Source organism: Falsihalocynthiibacter arcticus (genome assembly GCF_000812665.2).
Taxonomy (GTDB): Bacteria; Pseudomonadota; Alphaproteobacteria; order Rhodobacterales; family Rhodobacteraceae; genus Falsihalocynthiibacter; species Falsihalocynthiibacter arcticus.
The window spans coordinates 2,458,816-2,479,481 of record NZ_CP014327.1; the positions used below are offsets into that span (position 1 = coordinate 2,458,816).

At 56.6% G+C, this 20,666-nt stretch carries 19 protein-coding genes and 1 pseudogene; 8 read left to right on the top strand and 12 right to left on the bottom strand.

Annotation, left to right across the window (positions count from 1 at the left end):
- Position 1 precedes the first annotated feature (1 nt).
- Genes RC74_RS12175 through RC74_RS12225 form a run of 11 tightly spaced genes read right to left on the bottom strand, consistent with a single transcriptional unit; the run spans position 2 to position 9,115 of the window.
- On the bottom strand, positions 2-829 hold the full coding sequence (locus RC74_RS12175; RefSeq protein ID WP_039004692.1) for a phage baseplate assembly protein V: 828 nt from the start codon (positions 827-829) through the stop codon (positions 2-4).
- A gap of 3 nt (positions 830-832) precedes the next feature.
- Positions 833-1,945 (bottom strand): hypothetical protein, encoded by a 1,113-nt coding sequence (locus tag RC74_RS12180; protein ID WP_052275158.1) that lies wholly within the window; start codon positions 1,943-1,945, stop codon positions 833-835.
- Positions 1,942-2,271, bottom strand: coding sequence for a LysM peptidoglycan-binding domain-containing protein (locus tag RC74_RS22205; protein WP_156477464.1), 330 nt, complete (start codon positions 2,269-2,271; stop codon positions 1,942-1,944). Before RC74_RS22205 ends, RC74_RS12180 begins: the two co-directional genes overlap by 4 nt.
- A 3-nt stretch (positions 2,272-2,274) precedes the next feature.
- Positions 2,275-2,937, bottom strand: coding sequence for a hypothetical protein (locus RC74_RS12190; protein WP_052275159.1), 663 nt, complete (start codon positions 2,935-2,937; stop codon positions 2,275-2,277).
- Positions 2,934-3,167 (bottom strand): hypothetical protein, encoded by a 234-nt coding sequence (locus tag RC74_RS12195; protein ID WP_039004693.1) that lies wholly within the window; start codon positions 3,165-3,167, stop codon positions 2,934-2,936. Before RC74_RS12195 ends, RC74_RS12190 begins: the two co-directional genes overlap by 4 nt.
- On the bottom strand, positions 3,164-4,519 hold the full coding sequence (locus tag RC74_RS12200; RefSeq protein ID WP_052275160.1) for an ATP-binding protein: 1,356 nt from the start codon (positions 4,517-4,519) through the stop codon (positions 3,164-3,166). Before RC74_RS12200 ends, RC74_RS12195 begins: the two co-directional genes overlap by 4 nt.
- Positions 4,516-5,520 (bottom strand): Pvc16 family protein, encoded by a 1,005-nt coding sequence (locus RC74_RS12205; protein WP_039004694.1) that lies wholly within the window; start codon positions 5,518-5,520, stop codon positions 4,516-4,518. The genes RC74_RS12200 and RC74_RS12205 overlap by 4 nt, the downstream gene beginning before the upstream one ends.
- A 3-nt stretch (positions 5,521-5,523) precedes the next feature.
- Positions 5,524-6,324, bottom strand: coding sequence for a hypothetical protein (locus tag RC74_RS12210; RefSeq protein ID WP_039004695.1), 801 nt, complete (start codon positions 6,322-6,324; stop codon positions 5,524-5,526).
- Positions 6,321-7,055, bottom strand: a complete 735-nt coding sequence (locus RC74_RS12215) for a hypothetical protein (protein WP_039004698.1) — start codon at positions 7,053-7,055, stop codon at positions 6,321-6,323. Before RC74_RS12215 ends, RC74_RS12210 begins: the two co-directional genes overlap by 4 nt.
- Positions 7,056-7,067: 12 nt before the next feature.
- On the bottom strand, positions 7,068-7,553 hold the full coding sequence (locus RC74_RS12220) for a phage tail protein (protein WP_039004700.1): 486 nt from the start codon (positions 7,551-7,553) through the stop codon (positions 7,068-7,070).
- A gap of 29 nt (positions 7,554-7,582) precedes the next feature.
- A complete protein-coding gene (locus RC74_RS12225; RefSeq protein WP_039004701.1) occupies positions 7,583-9,115 on the bottom strand; it encodes a phage tail sheath family protein in 1,533 nt (510 codons plus the stop codon).
- A 493-nt stretch (positions 9,116-9,608) separates the two neighbouring features.
- Between RC74_RS12225 and RC74_RS12230 the strand changes: the two genes are divergently transcribed.
- A complete protein-coding gene (locus RC74_RS12230) occupies positions 9,609-10,316 on the top strand; it encodes an IS6 family transposase (protein ID WP_039004704.1) in 708 nt (235 codons plus the stop codon).
- A gap of 170 nt (positions 10,317-10,486) precedes the next feature.
- On the opposite strand, the gene RC74_RS12235 is transcribed toward RC74_RS12230, so the two are convergent.
- Complete coding sequence (locus tag RC74_RS12235) at positions 10,487-11,821, bottom strand: DUF7986 domain-containing protein (RefSeq protein ID WP_039004705.1); 1,335 nt, start codon at positions 11,819-11,821, stop codon at positions 10,487-10,489.
- Positions 11,822-12,161: 340 nt separating this feature from the next.
- On the opposite strand from RC74_RS12235, the pseudogene RC74_RS12240 reads away from it, so the two are divergent.
- From RC74_RS12240 to cas1c, 7 genes and pseudogenes are all read left to right on the top strand, one after another.
- Positions 12,162-12,868 (top strand): annotated as a pseudogene (locus RC74_RS12240) (IS6 family transposase).
- Positions 12,869-13,033: 165 nt separating this feature from the next.
- Positions 13,034-15,262 (top strand): CRISPR-associated endonuclease Cas3'', encoded by a 2,229-nt coding sequence (locus RC74_RS12245; RefSeq protein WP_039004707.1) that lies wholly within the window; start codon positions 13,034-13,036, stop codon positions 15,260-15,262.
- Between the two features lie 64 nt (positions 15,263-15,326).
- Positions 15,327-15,995, top strand: coding sequence for a type I-C CRISPR-associated protein Cas5c (cas5c, locus tag RC74_RS12250; protein ID WP_039004709.1), 669 nt, complete (start codon positions 15,327-15,329; stop codon positions 15,993-15,995).
- Positions 15,992-17,749 (top strand): type I-C CRISPR-associated protein Cas8c/Csd1, encoded by a 1,758-nt coding sequence (gene cas8c / locus RC74_RS12255; RefSeq protein WP_039004710.1) that lies wholly within the window; start codon positions 15,992-15,994, stop codon positions 17,747-17,749. The genes cas5c and cas8c overlap by 4 nt, the downstream gene beginning before the upstream one ends.
- Positions 17,746-18,696, top strand: coding sequence for a type I-C CRISPR-associated protein Cas7/Csd2 (cas7c, locus tag RC74_RS12260; protein ID WP_039004713.1), 951 nt, complete (start codon positions 17,746-17,748; stop codon positions 18,694-18,696). Before cas8c ends, cas7c begins: the two co-directional genes overlap by 4 nt.
- Positions 18,696-19,322, top strand: a complete 627-nt coding sequence (gene cas4, locus RC74_RS12265; protein WP_039004714.1) for a CRISPR-associated protein Cas4 — start codon at positions 18,696-18,698, stop codon at positions 19,320-19,322. The genes cas7c and cas4 overlap by 1 nt, the downstream gene beginning before the upstream one ends.
- Complete coding sequence (gene cas1c / locus RC74_RS12270) at positions 19,319-20,644, top strand: type I-C CRISPR-associated endonuclease Cas1c (RefSeq protein WP_179946738.1); 1,326 nt, start codon at positions 19,319-19,321, stop codon at positions 20,642-20,644. The genes cas4 and cas1c overlap by 4 nt, the downstream gene beginning before the upstream one ends.
- Positions 20,645-20,666 lie beyond the last annotated feature (22 nt).

The window sequence follows — 20,666 nt, forward strand, 5'->3', positions numbered from 1 at the left end:
CTCAGGCTCCCTTAACTTTTTTGAGACTCATCGCGGCCAACAACGGGCCAAGCGGCGTCGGTGAAATAGCATTCGGCGGATTGACATGAGCATCAAACAGCCCTGCAAACGCTTGCGCGTCCAGCACCGGAGAGGCCGCCCCTTTGCCCAATGTGACGGAGTCGCCGTCCAATGCGACCTTGGTGCCCGTCACGGTCACACCAGCCGCAGAAAGTTCGATCTTGGTGCTGCCGTGTGACAAGGTTGTTGCGGTTTTTTCGATCTTTAGCTCCCCATCGGCATGGCCCTTGATGGAAACGACCTTGGTGTCCGGATCCAGCGTGACCTGTGCCTTGCCCTGATCTTTGATGGTGATGAGGCCATCGGTATCGATCCGCAGTTCGCCGCCTCCGGGGTGGGTGACGGCAATGACTTGTTTGTCTTCTCCGTCATCCTCAAGTCGCACCACTATACCTTTGCGGGTCCGCAACAAATGCAGCCCGCCTTGATCTCCATCAAAGGTCTCATGCGGTTTGACAGGGGTGGTACGTTGCGGAAAATACGTGGCCGTCCAAATTGGCGAGTTGAGAGCCCCTTCGATGAATTCCACTAAAACGTGGCTTCCGTTTGCGGGGATCATCATCAGGGCCTCTTTGGCATTTCCACCCAAAGGAAAGGCACCTTGTATCCAATCGCTCGTCTCTTGTTTATATACCGTTGGCACCTTAAGCCGCAATCGGCCCAAGTTGTCGGGATCGTTGTTGTCCACGACGCTGGCGCGGAATTTACCGATCAGTTTGTCCTGAAGAACGCGCGCCATATCGTTGGCCGTTGTGGATTGTTCTGTCATCCTCTAACCCCCATTTATGCCGTTTTTGAGAAGGCTGGCTTTTTGCGTATAGCCAGTCGCGTCAAATACATGTTCAACCGCATCGACATAAAAATCGCCGCCGTAGCGCTGGCCGATCCCATCCACGCCAATTGTGGCGCCCGGGCGAATGACGTGGCCGTAAAGGGTGCTGTCCACCAGCGCCTCTGCTGCAATCGAAAGAGACGCTTCGTTGACCTTAGCCTGCGCCAGCATCTGGGCCGCATCGGGGTCCGGGTCGCCTTCAGGTTTGATGTTCCACGAAAATGGCGGCAGGCCGGTTTGGCCTTCTTCGTATGCCGCATCACGCCCTAGGATTTTCAGGTCCGGCTGCATCCGCGCTTCGACCGGTTCAGGCGTTTCGCCGCCCTGCATGGTGGATAAAAAGGCCTCGGCGGGGGTGGCAGCCTCTTCGGCGATGGAAAATTCCAGCACGGTGGTATCGGGGCCAGCATAAACCAGAAGCGTCTTTTGTGGCGTGCCTGACAGATTGATCGGGCCAAAGAAAATTTCGCCGAACTGAATGCGGAATTCGTAACCCAATTGTTCGGCACGCTCGGTGATAAAGCGAAAGTCGGTTTTGTCCTGTGCCAACGGCGTAACGCTGAGCCCTACGCCATTGGACGATTTGGTTCTGAGCCCATTGGCCACCCCGATTGACGACACGATATCGCCATCTGTCATGACTGTGTCATTGCTAGGGGCGTTCCATTCGCGGGTCTTGGTTTCACGGTCCAGCGCGATGGTCTGGTCCTGAATTTCGACTGTCACTTTGGCAGCGCTGCGGTCTTGTGGAAATTCCGGCGTGACCTGAAGAACATACCCCCAAAGCACGTCTTCGCTATAGCTGCCAAAATCAGCAACAATGCGAATAGGGTTCCATCGGCTGAAATAACCACCGTCCAGCACGGGCCACGCGCCAGTTTCATCGCGCATTGATGTCAAAGCGATGCTCGCGATCCCAGCCTCTGTGCGGCTGACGTTGACGGTCACGTTTTCGAGCACTGGGTATAAATCCACAGCCTCAAGTGGGACCTGCCCAAGAAGGATTTTCAGGCCCGCGGGTTGAACAACGTCAAAGATCAGGGGCAGGGTCATTCGGCCTCCTCCGGTTTGGGCGGGATCTGGATATCAGCCCCGATGCGCAGCAATCCGTTTCCATCCGGATTTTCTGTCCGGTGCAACAGATCAGCCGGAGTCAAAAGGCCGGGATTTGCCTGTGCGATTACCCACCACAGTCGCGGGTCGCCGTAGTAATGAAGGGCCAGCTTGTCTAGTCGGTCACCAGACACCAACATATGCAAGATGTATCCGTCTTGTGTGCTGATCCGGCGTGGCATCAGCCCGCCAAACACGGGTGGTTGCCCCTGTGTGACGGTGAACCGTTCTGTCATGCTGTAGCGTTTGCGAGGGTCGCGGCGCATCTGTTAACCCCCGAACTGTTTGAATAATGCCGAGGCAGGTTCAAAGCCGGGTTTGCCCTTAAGCACCGCCGAACTGATTTGCTGGCGCAACCTGTCGCGGAAAATGAAAGGGTTATGGGCTTCGATTACTTGCATTGAAAGCTGGGCCGTGCATTTTATTGGCGCGAGCGAGGGCAAGAATTCGTCAACCGTGTAGCTGACTGTTTTCATGACAACAGGCAGCACCTCTGCGCCCCAGTAAAACAGCACAACAGACGGCGTGACGTCACGTTCGAAAGCCCGACCGCCTGTCAGCCCCAGTTCCGACATCATCCGCAATCCGCCAACTTGCTGCGACCGTGGTTCGACCAACAAACGCAGGCTGTCGAGCACCGGTTGCAGGCCCGTGGCGCCGATGCTGAACCCTTCTCGGTCCATGTAATCCCCTGCCGAGAACAGAACCTCGACGCTTAGGGTCTCGTCCTGCAGTTTTGCCGATTGCATGATCCGCGGGGTTTGCATCGGTGTAGCAAAGGCAAAAGAGCTGCCGGTGCCAGGGGTGTTATTGATCGTTACCTCGGTGCCACGGGTGCGGGCCATGGATTCCGGATTGTATTGGAACGGCAGCACAATGGCGTCCGGACTAAGGTTGTATTCAACCAGTTTTCCAATGGCGCGTTTGCTCATGATTGGCCCTGCCTTTTGGTTGCGGCCAAAAGCGCCGTTGCAGTGCGGCGGGCCAAGATTTGAGGGCCTTCGCCCGGTCGAATGGTCAATGCGGGCAGTGACAGATGCGCTAGGTGTCCGGATTGGGCTGGCAAGTTTAGCCGCTTCAGTTCGGTTTGAAGATGGCGTGCGAATTGCTGCGCCTGTGGCTTGGTGCCCTGCATCTGGATGGTCATACGATCAATTTTCAAACTGGATCCTCCGGATACCAGAAGGCGGCCAGTGGTCCCAAATCCTCGCGTGAGAACGTCATACCACCTTTAGTTTTTTCAAGCATGATCGCGCGGGCCAGATCGCTGGCGGTCAAATCGTGGCGCTGGTATTCGCTCAGCGCGACGGCCACCACTGCGGCATTAGAAATTTCTGCGGCGCTCATTTCAATCGGGGCGCTTTGCGTCACCAAATCGGAGCAGATCGCGCTGTCCAGATCGGGCGCAGCGCGGGCCAGTGCATGGCCCCAAATTTGCTGACGCACGGACTTGGTGGGACGGTGGAAATCAACCACGCAGGCAAAGCGGCGGATATAGGCGGGATCAAGGTTACCGCGCAGGTTGGACGTCAGGAACACCGGGCCGCGGTGGCGTTCCAGCAGGCTAAGAAGATGGCTCACTGTGACGTTGGCATGTTGGTCGCGGCTTTCTTTTACCTCGACCCTTTTGCCCAAAAGCGCGTCGGCCTCGTCAATTAGTATGCAGCCTGCAGTGCCACTCATCTCACCAAAAACGCGGCTTAGATTGCGTTCTGTTTCGCCGATCCATTTGCTGACGACCCGTCCGAGATCGACTTGGTACAGGGGCCGTTTCAGGCGGTGTGCCATATGCAGGACGGCCAGTGATTTACCCGTACCGGGCCCGCCAGTGAACAACGCAGAAGGCCCTGCCATGCCCGTGTCGCGGCTGGCGAGAAGCCGCACCAGCGATTCAAGCTCGGCCAGCCGTTGGCCGATCCGTGGCGATAGAAACATCTTTTGCACCGGATCACCGGGCTGAAAAACAAGGCGGACGCCATCGGGCGGAGTCAACGCGGCCTCTGATCCGGCGATGAAACGTGCCAGTGCAAAGCCGGGGCGCAATTGCCGTGTCGGACCAGCCCCTTCAGCGCGCAGCAATCCATTGCAGATCAAGTCGCCATGCGGTGCAAGCGCACGGGACAGACGGCCCTCGTGATCATCATCGGGCATCAGTAATTCGTGGATCAAGCCCTGCGTCATCGCAAAATCGGCGCTGCCGCCTGGGATCAAAGCCTGCAGGCTCCACGCTTTGGATGGGCGGATGATTGTCAGCGCCACTATCATCAAACAATCGAGAGCCAGATCAGGATCAACACAGGGAGCCTTTGCCGTCAGATCGGCAAACACACCGGATTGGCGGTGGATGGCGACTGCGGCTTGTGCTGCGGCCAGTGCGGATCGCGGCGCGGCACCCATTGATTTTCCACCCCGATGCCTGCTTACCGCCTGCATCAAGGCTTCGACGCGGTTCATCTCGGCTGTAAGGGCGGCATCAATGTCGGTATCAGGTCTGGGTCCAGAATGGCTGTTCATGGCGCGGCCTCCACCACAAGTGTGACGGGTCCGATTTCATAATCGTCGGGATCAACCGGATGCCGGACTGAAAGCTTGAACACCGCAGCCGCAGCAGGGTTCGGAATGCTGACGGGGGTGCCTGCGGGAACCGCTGCGGGGTTCAGGGCTTCGTAGGCAAACGAAACGATCTGCGCTGGTGTTCCAGCCGTAGCACCCCATATTCCCGTAGCCGTATCCAATTGTTCGATGACAAGGTCAAATGTCTCAGGGCTTTCGGTGACCAGCAGCAGCGCCAAGTCGATGTTGCCACCACCGACAAGCACCGTGGTGGTGGGCAACAATTTCGGTTGCCCCAGCGTTGTTACGCGAAACGCCAACGCGCCCATATTCACCAGTGGCGGTGCTGGATTGGGGTCATAGTCAGGGGTGGCGGATGAATTGGTCATCAACACTGGCGGACCTTCGTCACTAGGGGTCAGTGGCGTCACCAGTGCATAGTTGAATGAATAAACCAGCGACGTGCGAAATGGAGTGTCGCCTTGGGTCGTCCAGATGTGGTTGACCTCTTCCATATCAAGGCTGAGTTGTTGGGCCTGAACGGCGACGCCATTGGTGACAAATCCAGCCATGGGCCCGATGGGCAGGGTTTCGGGAACGCGAATTGGTCCAATATCGGGGGCTTCTATAAACAGGCGCATAATATGCGACAGGATGCGCATTTCCAGCGTGCCGATGCTTTCTAACACGCCATCCATCTGCCCACCGTACGCGGTAATCATCACCTTGAGGCGCACAGCCATTCCGTTTTTAGGGCTGGCCAGAAAGGCAGTATGGTCTGGTTCGATCCGGTACAGAAACAAGGTCACTAGGTGGGCGTCTGCATCTGCTGCGCGCGGGTGTTTTTGCGCGGGATTGGCAATTTCGACAGCAAGCGTGATCGGTTCAAACATGTCCCGCAGGGTCAGAATACGCTGCCGGACGGCGTTCATGACTTCGGCAATATGAGCGGCACCGGCCATGACCTAAAGCCGACCAATGCCCGCACGACGGCGGGCAGCGCTGGGACTGATCGGGATGCCCCGACGCAGTTGCGGTGCGGCGGTTGGTGCTGCAGACGAATCTGGCGGCAGCATCACAATGTTAAGTTCGCCGATGCTAAGACCTGTGGGCGGTGCTTGCACCGAAGGGGTGCGCACTTTGGTAGCATTTGCCGGGGGCGTTGCGTTAGGAACTGGATCGGTATCAGCCTGTTCAAAATTGAAAGAATGCGAGGTGTCACGAGGGAGATGTCGCGCCGACCCATCGGGCGGCGCCAGATCTGTTGTGATGTCTTGAGCCCAATCCGAACGCTGAACTTGGGGCACGGGGTCATAACCAAGAACGTCGGGCAGTTTCCTCGCCAGCGATAGGTCGGGCTGCGGCGCAGTGGCTTGCATAATCGGGTGGTTGGCCGGGGTTGACCCCGACGCCGCTTCTGCTCGGCGGTCGGGCTCGGACTGGAAAATTGTTTGGGACAGTATGTCACCTGCGTCATGTGCCGGAGAGGCCGAAGGGGATGTGACCTGTGGCTGAGAAGTCATGGGGAAAGGTCGTGGCGCAGGGTTTTCCGAGGGTGTTTGCGGCGGTAAAAGTGACGTTGGCGATTGAGAAGGATCGGCGAAGGTGGCGTCGAAACGGCCAGCCGATTGGGTTGGTGCAAACGTTTCCTCGCTGTAAATTTCAACTGGATCGGGTCCAAAAGGCGTGGTGCGCAGGGGTTTGGCCACTGGACCAGTGCCGTAATTCCCACGGGCAAGCGCGCTGAGGTGATCGCGAAAGTTCATGATCCTGCCCCGATCATTGTGAGGTAGCTGCGCCGCCGTGCCGCAGAAAGCGCGAGGATTTCCGGCTCTGACCAATGGTAGGTTTTTGCTAGAATGTGCACCTCGCGCAGCAATCCACGCAGATGACGCGCAATCCAGTCCAGCGGATCAAACCAAAACACGTTTTTGGCGCCACATTCGCAGCAAGCATAAGGCAAGGCAGCGGTAAATTTTGGCGCTCCTGTTTCCAATGTGGCGAATGTTTCGTCTAGGTCTTGCGCATCTGCGGTGCCGATCGCGAGGCTTTGCACCGCAAGATCCTGTCCATCTTCAAGCAGTGCTTCGTGATGGCCGTTGGGCTGCATAAAACCGCACCCCGCGACATCGACGCTATAGGCCGTGCCGGGTTCGTAGGCGAATTCATCGGGCCGCACACGCAGCTCGCATGGGACATCGCAGGCGGTACAGCGACAGACAAAACGGGCAGGCCAGCACCCGATGCGGCAAGCAATTGAAAAGAGCGCAGCAGTGCGGTCGATCAGGCTAAGTCTGTCGGGATCAAACCCGCCTTCTGGCAAATCATAGACCAACGCCAAAAGTCCCGAAATCCGAGCTGAGCGGGGCGTTTCGGCCATCGCAAAATCAGCTAAAGAAAGCCGTGCGGCATAATCCAGCTGTTCCCATTGACATGACAGGGTTTGCCAGCCAAATGGATAGGTAACGGCAGTATGTGTTGGGATCGAACTCTGCATCAGACCACCCCCTTAACTGGCGCGCCGCCATCCTTCGAGCTGAACGGTGAAGCTGCTTACGCCGAGCGTGTTAGTGTTGCCCGCATCAAACTCTGGCATCGCCTGATATTCACTGACCCAGCAACTGGCGAGGATGTAGGTCAGTTTGACCTCACCCGAGAGGTTCATGATGTCGACGCGCAAATCTTTGCGGAAGGCTTCCGGTTTGTGGCCCGCTTGACCATCTTTCCAGTTGTTGGCAGCCAAAGCCCAGTTTTCGAACCGGCCATCGTCCAAACCAAGCCCTTGTTCGAATGTCACCGGATCATATTCGACACCGGCGGCTATCTGGGCGGCAGAATTCCATGCGTGGCCGCCTGTGCGAAATGCCACATTTTGGGTCTTTTGTTTGAGGGCGCCCATCTTGGTCACGCCTGCGATGGGTTGATCGCCATCCTCGACAAAATAGATTTGAAATTTGAACGTGGGAAGCGGCGGTAATTGCAGAACGTCTGGCATCCTAACCTCCTGTTTTATATAGAATTAATTTAGAGAGAATCGGCAAAAAGCTGTTCCACTTGAACTTCGATAAACTCGGCGGGTTTGGCCGCCCGAAAGCGGACGGTGACGCGCAGCAGGCCCGTATCAATTTCGGCCTGCGTCATGGATTCGCCTAAGCCACAGGCAACTTCAAAGGCCTGAGATGGCGTGTTGCCCTGAAAGGCGCCTTGGCTGTAAAGGCCAGTCAAAAAACCCGAGACGCTGGCCTTGAGATTGGCCCAAAGCACTTCGGTATTTTTGGCAAACACAGCTTGTTGCAGCGCGCCGCGCAGGCTGTCGGCAATCAGGAAGGCTGTGCGCATGACCGGTTGATATTCATAAATGCCACTGACGTGGCGCGTGCGTGCACCCCAAACCGTGGGGGTTCCGTTGATATAACGGACGGCATTGACGTTGTTGGAATTGATGGCACCTTGACGGGACTGGCTGATGGACTTTGTCAGCGCAGCAATGCCACGTACGTCGGCATGGGTGCCCGCCGCCGCAGTCCACGCGCCTTTGTCGGCATCGGTGCGGGCGATAATTCCGGCAAGATGTCCAGTCAATCCGGTTGTGGCTGTCACTGATTCTCCTGCCCCGTTTTTCAGCACAACAGTGCCTTTGGGATGGTAATAAGAGGCATATTCAATTGTCGGCAGGCCTGCGTTGGCCCAGTCCGCAACGGCGTCTTCGGTTTGGGCCAGAACCATTCGGTCCTTCATGAACTGCGCATGCGCAATACCAGCCTGAATCGACGGCTTACCAGCGGTGTTCCATTCCAGATCAGGAAGCGTAATCAAGCTGATGTCATCGATGCCCTTAAGCTCTTCGAAAATCTCGGCATAGCTTGCTGCGCCTGCGGCACTGTTGGTGCCATCTTCTAGTGCCAGTGTGGCTGAAGCTGCAGCGACCGCGGTGTCCAGCTCTGTGGCGGGATCCGTGGTGATGGATGTGAAGGTCACGATAGAAGACTGCAGATCTGCAACGTCTTCTATCGCGATGCCAAGGTAGCGTTCGACCTTGGGGGCGGGTGTTGTTGCGTCCGAATGGCACGACAGTGTAATCTCGATATCAACATACCCGGCACCGCTGTCTGACGCAGAAAATGCGATGGCCGCATCATTGCCCCAAGCCCCAGCCGAAAGAGCGATGGCCGTAAAAGCAAGCTCTATTGCGCCGTTGACCAGTTTGAAATCGCCACTTGCGGCAACCGATGCGACATCCGACTTTGTGGAAACTACGTAAGCCAACCCGCCACCATTAGCGTAGAATCCGGCAATGGCCATTCCCATGTGATCGACCGCTTGATCGTTCGTGGTCGGTAGAGAAACGGGACCTGTGCTAGACCCAAGGGTGGTAAACGCGTTGGCATAGTCGCGGGCGTTGGTGATGCTTGTGGCTTTGACGCTTTTGTCCGCTGCCACGGATCCGCCAATTTTTGTAGCGCCGATAAACACCGCTACGGACGTTGATGCGGCGCGGATTGTCAGCGGGCCGTCAGTCACGTATTTGATGTAAACGCCAGGTGCTTGATAGCTCATATCGCCCCCCAAATGCCCCTAAAAACAGAGCCTGAAATTTATGATTTGAGCGCTAAAAAAATGCGCAGCCGATTTTGTTATATCAAGAACTCTAGGCCACAGATTATGGTTTTGGCAACAGATTTTATACAGCCTAAGGTGGAAGTGGCATGGTGGTCTCTAGGGATGGGTGTGAAATTGAGGATTTCAAAAAGCCTGAAATTTAGATCAATTACAATAAGTTAATGTCAGGGCTACTTGACGCTTTAGTTGCCATGGGTTGAGCGTTCTTTACACCCCGGACGTCGGCGGAAATACGCAAGTTCGAAATAGTTGTAGTGCGCCAAGTGGTAGGGACGTGCGTAAAAACTCGTCGAGAGATCGGTCAAATGGCATCCAGCTTTTTAGAATCGGCTCAACTGCGCAGCTGCATGATTTTCGCTCAAATCCCAACCACGGCAGTGTCAGAGGAAACTGACTTGAGTGGGGCAAGGCAAGTAACTAGCCTTGGGCCATGACAAAACGCTCTCCATTCCGCTATTTTAAAACGAGCCCCGAGATTATCCGTCTTGCGGTGATGTTGTACGTCAGATTTCCACTCTCACTTCGAAACGTGGAAGATTTACTCCACGAACGAGGGATCGACGTTAGCCACGAAACCGTTCGATTTTGGTGGAACCGTTTCGGCCCCATGTTCGCTTCAGAAATCCGCCGTCGGCGCGTCAAACAATTACGTTCTTATTCAAATTGGCAATGGCACTTGGACGAAGTTTTTGTGAAGATTAACGGAGAACGGCATTACCTATGGCGGGCAGTTGATCACGAAGGTGAGGTGCTTGAAAGCATTGTCACTAAGCGCCAGGATAAGGTCGCTTCCCTTAAATTTATGAAGAAATCGATGAAACGGTATGGATTACCGGATGTCATCGTGACCGACAAATTGCGTTCATATGGTGCCGCGATGAAAGTCATCGTGAATGTGGCCAAACAGGAGACGGGGCGCTGGAAAAATAATCGAGCCGAGAATTCTCACCTCCCTTTTCGACGACGAGAACGTGCCATGCATCGCTTTCGTCGAATGCGAAGTTTACAGAAATTTGTTTCCGTTCACGCGTCGGTTTTCAACCACTTCAATCAGGAGCGCAGCCTTTCCCAAAGAGATCATTTCAAGAACAACCGCACCGCTGCTCTGGCTGAGTGGCGCGGTCTTTGCGCGGCATAAAGGGCAGTTTCACTGGCCTAGCTGAGACGAGTTCGAATTTGTCTGACAGCACCGCTTGCGATGATCGGCCCTATCCAACCATTCATTGTGTGCTACGCTGCCGCATTGCAGCTTCCCCGAAGAGTTTGTTGAGCGGTCGCGCAGCATTCCAACTCATCGTGCCAGCCACCTTACTTTCGGTGTTCTTGCAGACCTAGCTCCGCCCACATCCAGCCAAAATCGTATTCTTCGATTGCGTCATTCCGATGCTTAGCGCTGTTGTTCTCCAGCTTTTTTAGCCAGTCGACCACCTTCGCACGGCCCGCTTTGCTTCGCACCGCTTGGTTGGGTGACTTACCGCCTAAAGCTGGTATCGGCGCATCAAGCGTTTCGCGATAATGCTGGTCCATGTGCTCCTGAACTATCTGACGTGCGATCTCCGGTGGAATTTCGTCAGCATCCTCCAGGTCTGACTCAACTTGCTCTTCAGCCATCATCTGTTCGACTGTGCGGATGGTGGTCAGAGGTTGCTTTAGATGTTGGCCCGCCGCGTTCATCACTAAGTTACGCACTCTGTCCGCACGAGCGGACGAGTTCACATTGATAAGAAGAGCTTTACCTTTGAGTTCCAGATGACCCAGCACAGTGCGACCGTCTGTCTGCGATTCCAACATCAGACCATCTCTCTCCCTTGGGGCCTTACTGCTGTGTGGCGCGAGCCAAGTCCAACAACGTGCGCCATCGGCGGCAAAGAAATTGGCCTCGTTCAAGCAAAGGGAAACTTCCTTCTGCGTAACGCCTGTCTCAAATGGGAATCTCAGGTCATGAAACATAATGTCTTCGCCATCCGCGTTGCTGAGTTCGGGCAATTCCTCGGAAAGCGCTCGAGGTAGGGCGGTGAAGAGCCAAGCGTTGGTGAAGATTGGCGCGCATTTCAAAAGCTGCTTTGTCGTAAGTGAAAGCTCATCATTTTTATCGACGCTCAATACGGTGGACAAACCATCAATCAAGAACGCAACGGCCTCTTGAGAAAAGGCCAGGAGCGCACCCGAAATCACATGGGCGTCGTTTTCAGCAATGACACGAACGACAATACGGTCCCATTGCTTCAATGACTGCGTTGCCGATCCTTCAAGCACCGTGACGGGCTTTGTATCTCCAAGTAAATCCCCAAGCACCATCGAGACTCCAGGCTGAACCCCACTGACTTCGTAAAGGCGAACTGGTGTATCTCGCAGAGCTCCGAAATATTCGCGATTGGCAGCTGGTTCGTTCCAGCCGCGTCGCTTGAGGTAAAGGTCGACGATGTTGTCGTCTTCGTACTGGCGGCTCAGAAAATCTTCGAAACCACATCCCCATAACACGCCTGGCCAAGGCTCCCCCAAGACTTCGGGCAGGTCATCATATTCAAGGTCAAATTCATCAAGAGCTGGCATCAAGTGCTCTGCCACGACTTCCTGCAAGCGCCCAGACCAAAGATCATCCTGACTGATGAAGGTAATTAAATCCGAGATGTCATTGCGCACACCAGCTCTCCAATTCTTAGCCGCATTTAGCGCGATTCATAGTCAAGTAGCGAACCGGTGTCAGCACTTAGGTGCCGCTGATTTGAAAAAATGACAATCGCAACCGGCCCAATGTATGTACCGGCTTCTGTTTGCAAATGACTTTTTTAACATGTTCTCGGAAGTCGCTCATATGTATCCGGCCTGTTGATCGACACGCGGGGCGTGGCCACATTGGGGTCCTGTCAGAGCAAACTAGCTTGAGCCGGGCAGGGTGGTAGTTTATCGTCTCAGGATGACCAAAGGTAGTGTCAGATTAAATTCGCTTGAGACGGGCAGGGCGCTGATCTAGCATCTACGGATGACAAAACGCTCCCCATTTCGCTATTTCAAGACCAGCCCAGAAATCATTCGCCTGGCGGTGATGATGTACGTCCGGTTTCCTCTTTCACTGCGCAATGTAGAGGATCTTTTGCACGAGAGAGGCGTCGATGTTAGCTACGAAACTGTCCGGTTTTGGTGGAACAGATTTGGTCCGATGTTCGCGCCGGAAATCCGTCGCAAACGGATTCAACAACTGCGGGCTTATTCAAACTGGCAGTGGCATCTGGATGAAGTTTTCGTAAAAATCAACGGTGAACGTCACTATTTATGGCGCGCGGTTGATCACGAAGGTGAGGTGCTTGAAAGCTACGTCACTAAGCGCCGTGATCGCAAAGCGGCATTGAATTTCCTCAGAAAAGTGATGAAGCGCTTTGGTCCACCACATGTCATCGTGACCGATCGCCTTCGGTCTTACGGCGCGGCGATGAAAGAAATTGGCAATGCGCAGAGACAGGATTTCGGGCGCTGGAAAAACAATCGAGCGGAGAATTCTCATCTACCGTTTCGACGACGAGAACGCGCCATGCACCGCTTTCGCCGAATGGGAAGTTTACAGAAATTTGTCTCCGTCCACGCATCTGTTTTCAACCACTTCAATCAGGATCGCAGCCTTTCCCAAGAGTTCATTCTAAGCGCTCACGAACCGCCGCTCTTGCCGAGTGGCGCGGCCTTTGCGCGGCATAAAGGACAGCACTACTGGCCTAGTAGAGACGAGTTCGAATTAGTCTGACACCACCACATTCAGTGCTTTCTGGCGGCGGCTCAACGTGCTGTAATCGGGCACGGGCCAGGCTTTGGCGCTCTGAAATACACGCGACACGCGTTGGCATGATTTGAGGAACGGTCTGTATGGGTAAAAATTACGCGCATTCCGTAAAAGACCGGAGCGAAGAACAATGGCAATCTCTGGTCGATCATTTAACACAAGTGGCTGAACTTACGACGTTTCGGGCATCGCCCCTCGGATTGAAACAGGCGGCTTATGCTGCGGGGCTGTATCACGATCTTGGCAAATACGACCCTGCTTTTCAGCGCAAGTTGCGGGGCGAGCAAAACCGGGTTGATCACTCTACTGCGGGCGCTTCTGTACTGATGGCGTCCACGCTCTCGCAAGAGGCGATTCCGCGCGAGATGATCGCTTATGCGATCCTTGGGCACCATGCGGGCTTGCCTGATCGCAATACGTCTGCGCCCTCGAGCATGGGCCGGCGGCTGGAGGGATATGCAGATGCGCTGCATGCGGGTTGGCGGGATGACGTTCCACAGACGCTGCCGGGACTGTCAAATGAGTTGATGAGCCTTCTTGAGAGCGGCAGAAGTAACGAAAATACTGGGGCCTTTGACATCTCTGTCGCCACGCGCATGCTTTTCTCCTGCCTCGTTGATGCCGATTATCGTGACACGGAGGCGTTTTACGCTGAGTTTGACGGAGCGAAAGACCGCGAATGGCCGTTATTGGCACAGGTCTTGCCGCAGATGATCACGCAGTTTGACACACATATGGACCAGTTTCAGCCGACAGGTGAGATCAACGCGCTGCGCCGTGATATCCTGTCGCATGTGCGTCGCGGGGCAGGGATGGCACCCGGAGTTTTCACGCTTACAGTGCCAACGGGAGGCGGTAAAACCCTCGCCTCCCTGGGATTTGCGCTTGATCACGCGAGCCTGCACGGGCACCGCCGGATTATCTACGCAATCCCTTTCACCTCGATCATTGATCAGACAGCTGCGGTCTTTCGGGACATTTTCGGACAGCAAAACATTCTGGAGCACCATTCTGCAATTGAGGCCGACAAAAATCATGAAGGCCGCGACAAGTTGCGCCTTGCGATGGAGGACTGGGCGGCGCCGGTCGTGGTCACGACGAATGTTCAGCTGTTCGAGAGCCTGTTCGCGGCGCGTCCAGGCCGGGCGCGCAAGCTGCACAATATTGCGGGCAGCGTCATTATACTCGACGAGGCGCAGACCATCCCGCGCCCGCTGCTGCTGCCCTGTCTGGCGATGCTGGACAGTCTGGCGCGGGTGTTCGGATGCTCGATCGTGTTATGTACCGCGACGCAGCCTGCCGTTGGCGAGACGTTAAAGGGCGGGCTCGCCCTTGCAGGTCGCGAGCTGGCGCCGGACCCCTCCGGTCTGGCACGGCGCCTGAAACGGGTGGAGATTGGCCACGGTGGCATCATGGACAATACGGCGCTGGTAAGCGCCCTGCGCGGTGTTGATCAGGGCCTCGTCGTTGTGAACAGCCGGGCGCATGCTCTGGACCTGTGGCGCGAAGCGACGGGCCTTGAGGGATTGTTCCATCTGTCCACCCGTCAATACGCCGCGCACCGGCGGCGCATCCTTGCGCAGATCCGGCAGCGGCTGGCGCAGGGGCTGCCCTGCCGTGTAATCTCCACCAGCCTGATCGAGGCGGGCGTGGATGTCTCCTTTCCGATGGCATGGCGGGCCGAGGCCGGTCTGGACCAGATCGTGCAGGTGGCGGGCCGCGTCAACCGGAATGGCGAACTGCTACCTGCACTGGGGCAGGTCACTGTGTTTACCCCCGATGGCTATGCGCCCCCGGCCGAGATTGCAGGGCTCATCGGGGATATGGCGCGGATGCGCGCGGAGGTTGAAGATTTGCAATCCCCCGAAGCCATCCAGCGCTATTTTGAGGAAGTCTATTGGCGCGTCGATGCAGGGCTGGACGCAAAGGGGATCTGCAAGAGTTTCAGCCTGTTAGGGAACAGCACCAATTTCAACTTCCGGACCGTCGCCGAACAGTTTCGCATGATCGAAAGCGGCATGGTTCCCGTTATCATTCCACGTGATGAGGAAGCCATCAAAGCCGTGGCGCAACTGCACGAGCCGCAGATTTCGTCCGGACAGATAGCACGCATTCTGCAAACGCATCTGGTGACGGTGCCGCCAAAGGCACGAGAGAGAATGCGAGCCTGCGGAAAGGGGGATTTCGTGAGGCCGGATTTACGGGCCGATCAGTTTTTTGTTTTGGGTCCAGAACTGGATCTCTATGCCGAGCAGACAGGTCTGCTTTGGGAAGACTCGGAATACCTCGACTTGAGCCAGAGCATTCTCTGACGGGCGCTTTTCGCTTGCTTTTAAATTTTCTCCACCCAAGATGGTATAAAAGGGTGGAGGAGCAATGACCTACGGTGTGCGATTAAAAGTCTGGGGCGATTACGGGCTGTTCACCCGTCCCGAATTGAAGGTCGAGCGGCTGACTTATGACGTGATGACCCCTTCTGCCGCGCGCGGTGTGCTGGAGGCGGTGCATTGGAAGCCTGCAATCCGCTGGGTGATTGATGCCATTCACGTCCTTGCGCCCATCCGCCACCAGTCGATCCGGCGCAACGAGGTCGGTCACAAGGCCCCCGCAGGCAGTCTCAAGCGCGCCATGAATCGCGGCGATCTCGAAGGGCTGGGGATCGTTGCGGACCTCGACCGGCAGCAGCGCGCCTCGACGGTTCTGGTCAGGCCCGCCTATCTGATCGAGGCGCATTTCGACATGACCGAAAAGGCAGGCCTGGAGGATAACGCGGGCAAGCATCTGGATATCTTCAACCGCCGTGCGCAAAAGGGACAGTGCTTTCACCAGCCCTGCCTTGGCACCCGAGAGTTTGCCGCGCATTTCGAAGGGCTGGCACTCGACGCTCCCTTGCCCCCGGCGATTTCCGAGACGCGCGATCTGGGGCTGATGCTCTGGGATATCGACCACGCGCAGACCAGTCGCCCGTCGATGTTCTTCCGGGCCAAGCTGGAGCAAGGCGTGATGCAGGTGCCCGCACCTGGCAGCGCAGGCGTGCTGCGATGAGCGTGCTTGCCTCATTGGCGCGCGCCTATGACCGCCTGCCGGACGCCCCGCCATACGGGTTTTCGACTGAGAAGATCGGATTTTGCGTATTATTAGGTCTTGATGGATCTCTAAGAGACATCATCGATCTACGTGATAGCGACAAGAAGCGCACGCCGAGAAGCATGGGGGTTCCTGCAAGTCCCAAGCGGTCGGGAAGTATGCCGCGGCCGAACTTCTTGTGGGACAACATCAATTATGCTCTTGGGGCAGGGAAGATCTCCAATCCTGATGACCGGCGGTTCGACGCCTTTCGCAATAAACATCTTGAGTATCTGGAGACCGTCAAATCCGATGAATTGGTCGCTTTCTGCCGCTTCCTCACGGTTTGGAACCCAGATCAACTGACACCTCATTTCGACATCGAAAAGTTGCCGCAAGAAGGCGTTATTTTCGGTCTGGAAACGACTTACCGAGACAGGTTCATTCACCAAGTCAACGAGGCTCGTGAGATTTGGGCAAGCCAAGGTGATCGATGGAAAGCGGTCGCAGGTAAAAATGCGGCAAATGCAATTTGTCTTGTAACAGGGCAAAGTTCTTCTATTGCGCGAACCCACCCTGCCATTAAAGGTGTTTGGAACGCGCAGCCAGCTGGCGCTGCCTTGGTTTCGTTTAACTCGGATGCCTATGAGTCTTATGGGCATAAACAGGGTGACAATGCCTCAATTTCCGAGGCGGCTGCCTTTGCCTATACTACTGTTCTCAATCATTTTCTGCCGAAGGACAGTGGCCACTCAATTCAAATCGGTGATGCCTCGACCGTGTTCTGGGCAGACGGGTCTGCTGTCGCGGCGGAGCACTTGTTCTTTGGCGCTTTCGGCGGCGGGGATACCGCAGGCAAGGACGAAAAAGCCACCCGCGAGATCAAAACACGGCTGGAGATGATCCAGCAGGGCACCGCTCTCGCTCAGGTGGTGCCCGACCTCGATCCCTCTGTCCGGTTCCATGTTCTGGGCCTCGCGCCCAACGCCGCGCGCCTGTCTGTGCGGTTTCACTATGAGGATGATTTTGGCACCCTGATCGCCAACTATCAGAACCACATCGCCAATCTGTCGTTGGACCCGCCCCCGCGCGATGGCTTCCCCCCGCTTTGGCGGTATTTGCTTGAGCTTGCGGTTCTGGGCAAACGCGAGAATGTGCCGCCCAATCTGGCGGGCGACTGGATGCGGGCCATTCTGACGGGGCAGAAATATCCTCTCACCCTGCTGACCTCGACCCTGATGCGCCTGCGCGGCGACGGCGATGTGAACGCCTTGCGTGCGAGCATCCTGAAATCCGTATTGATCCGAAATCTGAAACTGGAGGTCCCCGTGGCGCTCGATCCGACATCACAAAACAAAGGCTATGTTCTGGGGCGGCTCTTTGCCGTCTATGAGGAAGTGCAGCGCGCTGCACTTGGCGGCAAAGTCAACGCGACCATCAAGGATAAATTCTATGGCGCGGCCTCTGCCACGCCGCAAAAGGTGTTTCCGGTGCTCGACCGGGGATCCGCCAATCACTTTGCCAAGCTGCGCAAGCAAAGCCCCGGACGGGCGGTCAACCTTGAAAAGCTGCTCACCGCAATCATGGAAGTCATGGAACCGGAGCAAGAGCCTATCCCCGTCGCCCTCACCAGCGCCGAACAGGCGATGTTCGGCATCGGCTACTACCATCAGCGCGCGGAAGCTTTTCGTAAGCGCGAGACAGACAATGACACAGTGGAGATCATTCAATGACCGCAATCACCCAACGTCATGACTTCATGCTGATTTTTGAAGTGACCAACGGCAACCCCAATGGCGATCCGGACAGCGGCAACATGCCTCGGATGGATCCCGAAACCGGCCATGGCCTTGTCTCCGACGTGAGCCTCAAGCGCAAGATCCGCAACTACGTCGATCTCGCCCGTACCGGTGAAGATGGTCATCACATCTATGTTCAGGAAAGCTCGATCCTCAATGACCAACACCGCAAGGCCTACCGCGCGCTGCGCCCGGACGACCCGAAGGTGGACAAGGACGCAAAACTGAACCCCAAATCCGACGATGAAGCGATCAAGCTGCGTGACTGGATGTGCGCCAATTTTTTTGATGTGCGGACCTTCGGGGCAGTCATGTCCACCGGCGTGAACTGCGGGCAGGTCAAGGGCCCCGTCCAGATCACCTTTGCCACGTCAGTCGAGCCGATCATGCCTGCCGAGATATCGATCACCCGTATGGCCGCGACAAACGAAGCGGAAAGGAAGCAAAAAGCCGAGGGCGACGACAGCGATGACCGCAAGGAGAATCGCACAATGGGCCGCAAGCATATCGTGCCATATGGCCTCTATGTTGCGCATGGTTTCATCTCGGCCAAATTTGCGGAACGGACGGGGTTCTCCGATGCCGATCTTGCCTTGCTAACTGAGGCATTATCGTCGATGTTCGAGCATGATCATTCGGCTGCGAGGGGGCACATGTCGTCGCGCAAGCTGATCTTGTTCCGCCACGCCTCCGCCTTGGGCAATGCCCCGGCGCACAAGCTTTTTGACATTGTGAAAATCGGCCGGTCTGTGGATGGTGAATTCCGCGCCATTGACGCGCGGCTGGACAACCTGCCTCCGGCGCGGAAATTCGGCGACTATAGCGTCAAGATCGACCATGACGCCCTGCCCGCCGGGGTGGACCTCATCGAGGTTCTGTGATGCAGGCCGCAGAGCCGATCCCGATCTCGGCTTTGCAGCATGCGACCTACTGCCTGCGGCAGGCCGCCTTGATCCATCTGGAGCGGCTCTGGGCCGACAACCGCTTCACTGCCGAAGGCGACGTGTTGCACGCTGTAACGGACAAGGGCGGCAAGCGGCTGGCGCGCGGTGTGCGGCGAGTCATGGCTCTGCCCGTCTCCTCGCAGGTTCTGGGCATCGCGGGGATCTGCGATATGGTCGAGTTCAACGGCGACCTGGCCCATCCCGTCGAATACAAGCGCGGCAAGCCGAAGCTGCACCGGGCCGATGAGGTGCAGCTCTGCGCGCAGGCGCTCTGCCTTGAGGAAATGACGGGCCAGACCATCCCGCAAGGTGCCCTGTATTATGCCGAGACACACCGGCGGGTGGTCGTGCCTTTCGATGAGGATCTGCGCAGCATCACGCTGGCGGTGATCGAAGATCTGCGCGCTGCACTGGCCTCCGGTGTCACTCCGCCACCTACAACCCACAAGAGCCGCTGTCGCGCCTGTTCGCTTCATGAATTGTGCAGGCCGGCGCAGTATGGCCGTCCGGTCGTCGCGTGGCGCGCGGCCCGGTTGCGCGAAATCCTAGGTGATGCGATTTGAAAAAGCTCCTCAACACCGTCTATGTCACGACTGAAGGCAGCGCACTGCGCAAAGACGGCGAGAACCTCGTGGCAGAGTTCGAGGGGGCGGTCAAAGCCCGCGTGCCGCTGCACATGTTAGCGTCAGTTGTGGCGTTCGGGCCCATCATGGTATCACCCGCCTTAATTGGGGCCTGTGCCGGCGCAGGTATCACCATCGTCCTGCTCGAGCGCAACGGACGCTTTGCCGCGCGCATCGAGGGTCCGGTGACTGGCAATGTGCTGCTGCGTCGCGCTCAATACCGAGCGAATGAGGCACCAGATGAGATTATCCGCAGCTTGCTGCTCGGTAAGGTCGCCAACCAGCGCTCCGTTCTGATGCGGGCGTTACGCGACTACGGCAACGACTATACGCCTGCCGCACGAGAAGGGCTGAGCGGTGCTTGTAAGCGTATGGTTCAGATCCTTCGCAATATTGAATTAATGCCTGCTGATCCCGACGCTCTGCGCGGCATGGAGGGCGAGGCGGCAGCCCTTTACTTTTCCGTCTTCGACCATCTGATCCGCGCACCCGATCCTGAATTCCGCTGGTCCGGTCGGTCCCGCCGCCCCCCGCTGGACCCGATGAATGCGCTCCTGTCCTTCTTGTATACGCTGCTGACACATGACTGCCGGAGCGCAGCCGAGGCCGTCGGGCTTGACCCCGCTGTGGGCTTTTTGCACCGTGACCGTCCCGGCAGGCCCAGCCTCGCGCTCGACCTGATGGAGGAGCTGCGCCCCGTTCTGGTCGACCGCCTCGCCCTGTCGCTGGTCAACCGCCGACAGTTGCGCGCCGCAGACTTCGATACACGCGATGGCGGTGCCGTCGTCATGTCGGATGACGCACGAAAGACTGTGCTGACGGCTTGGCAGGAACGTAAGAAAGAAGAGCGGCTTCACCCGTTTCTGGCAGAGAAAATCCCCTTTGGTCTTGTCCCATTTGTCCAGGCCCAGATGCTCGCCCGGCACCTGCGCGGTGATCTTGAAGGATACCCCCATGGTTCTGGAAATAGCATGCTGGTTCTTGTGGCGTATGACGTAAACACGATCGAGGATGGCGGGAAAAAGCGCCTTCGGAAGGTTGCCCGCGCTTGTCAGGATTACGGGCAACGCGTACAGAATTCAGTGTTCGAAATTGAAGTAGACCCTGCGCAATGGGCGAAACTCAAGGCGCGTCTCGAGGCCATCATCCGCCCGGAATTCGACAGCCTCCGCTTCTATTATCTAGGCGCCAACTGGACCCGGAAAATCGAACATGTTGGCGCTAAGCCCTCTGCGGATCTGGGCGGCCCGATCATTGTCTGACCGCTCAGGGTAACAAAAGTGC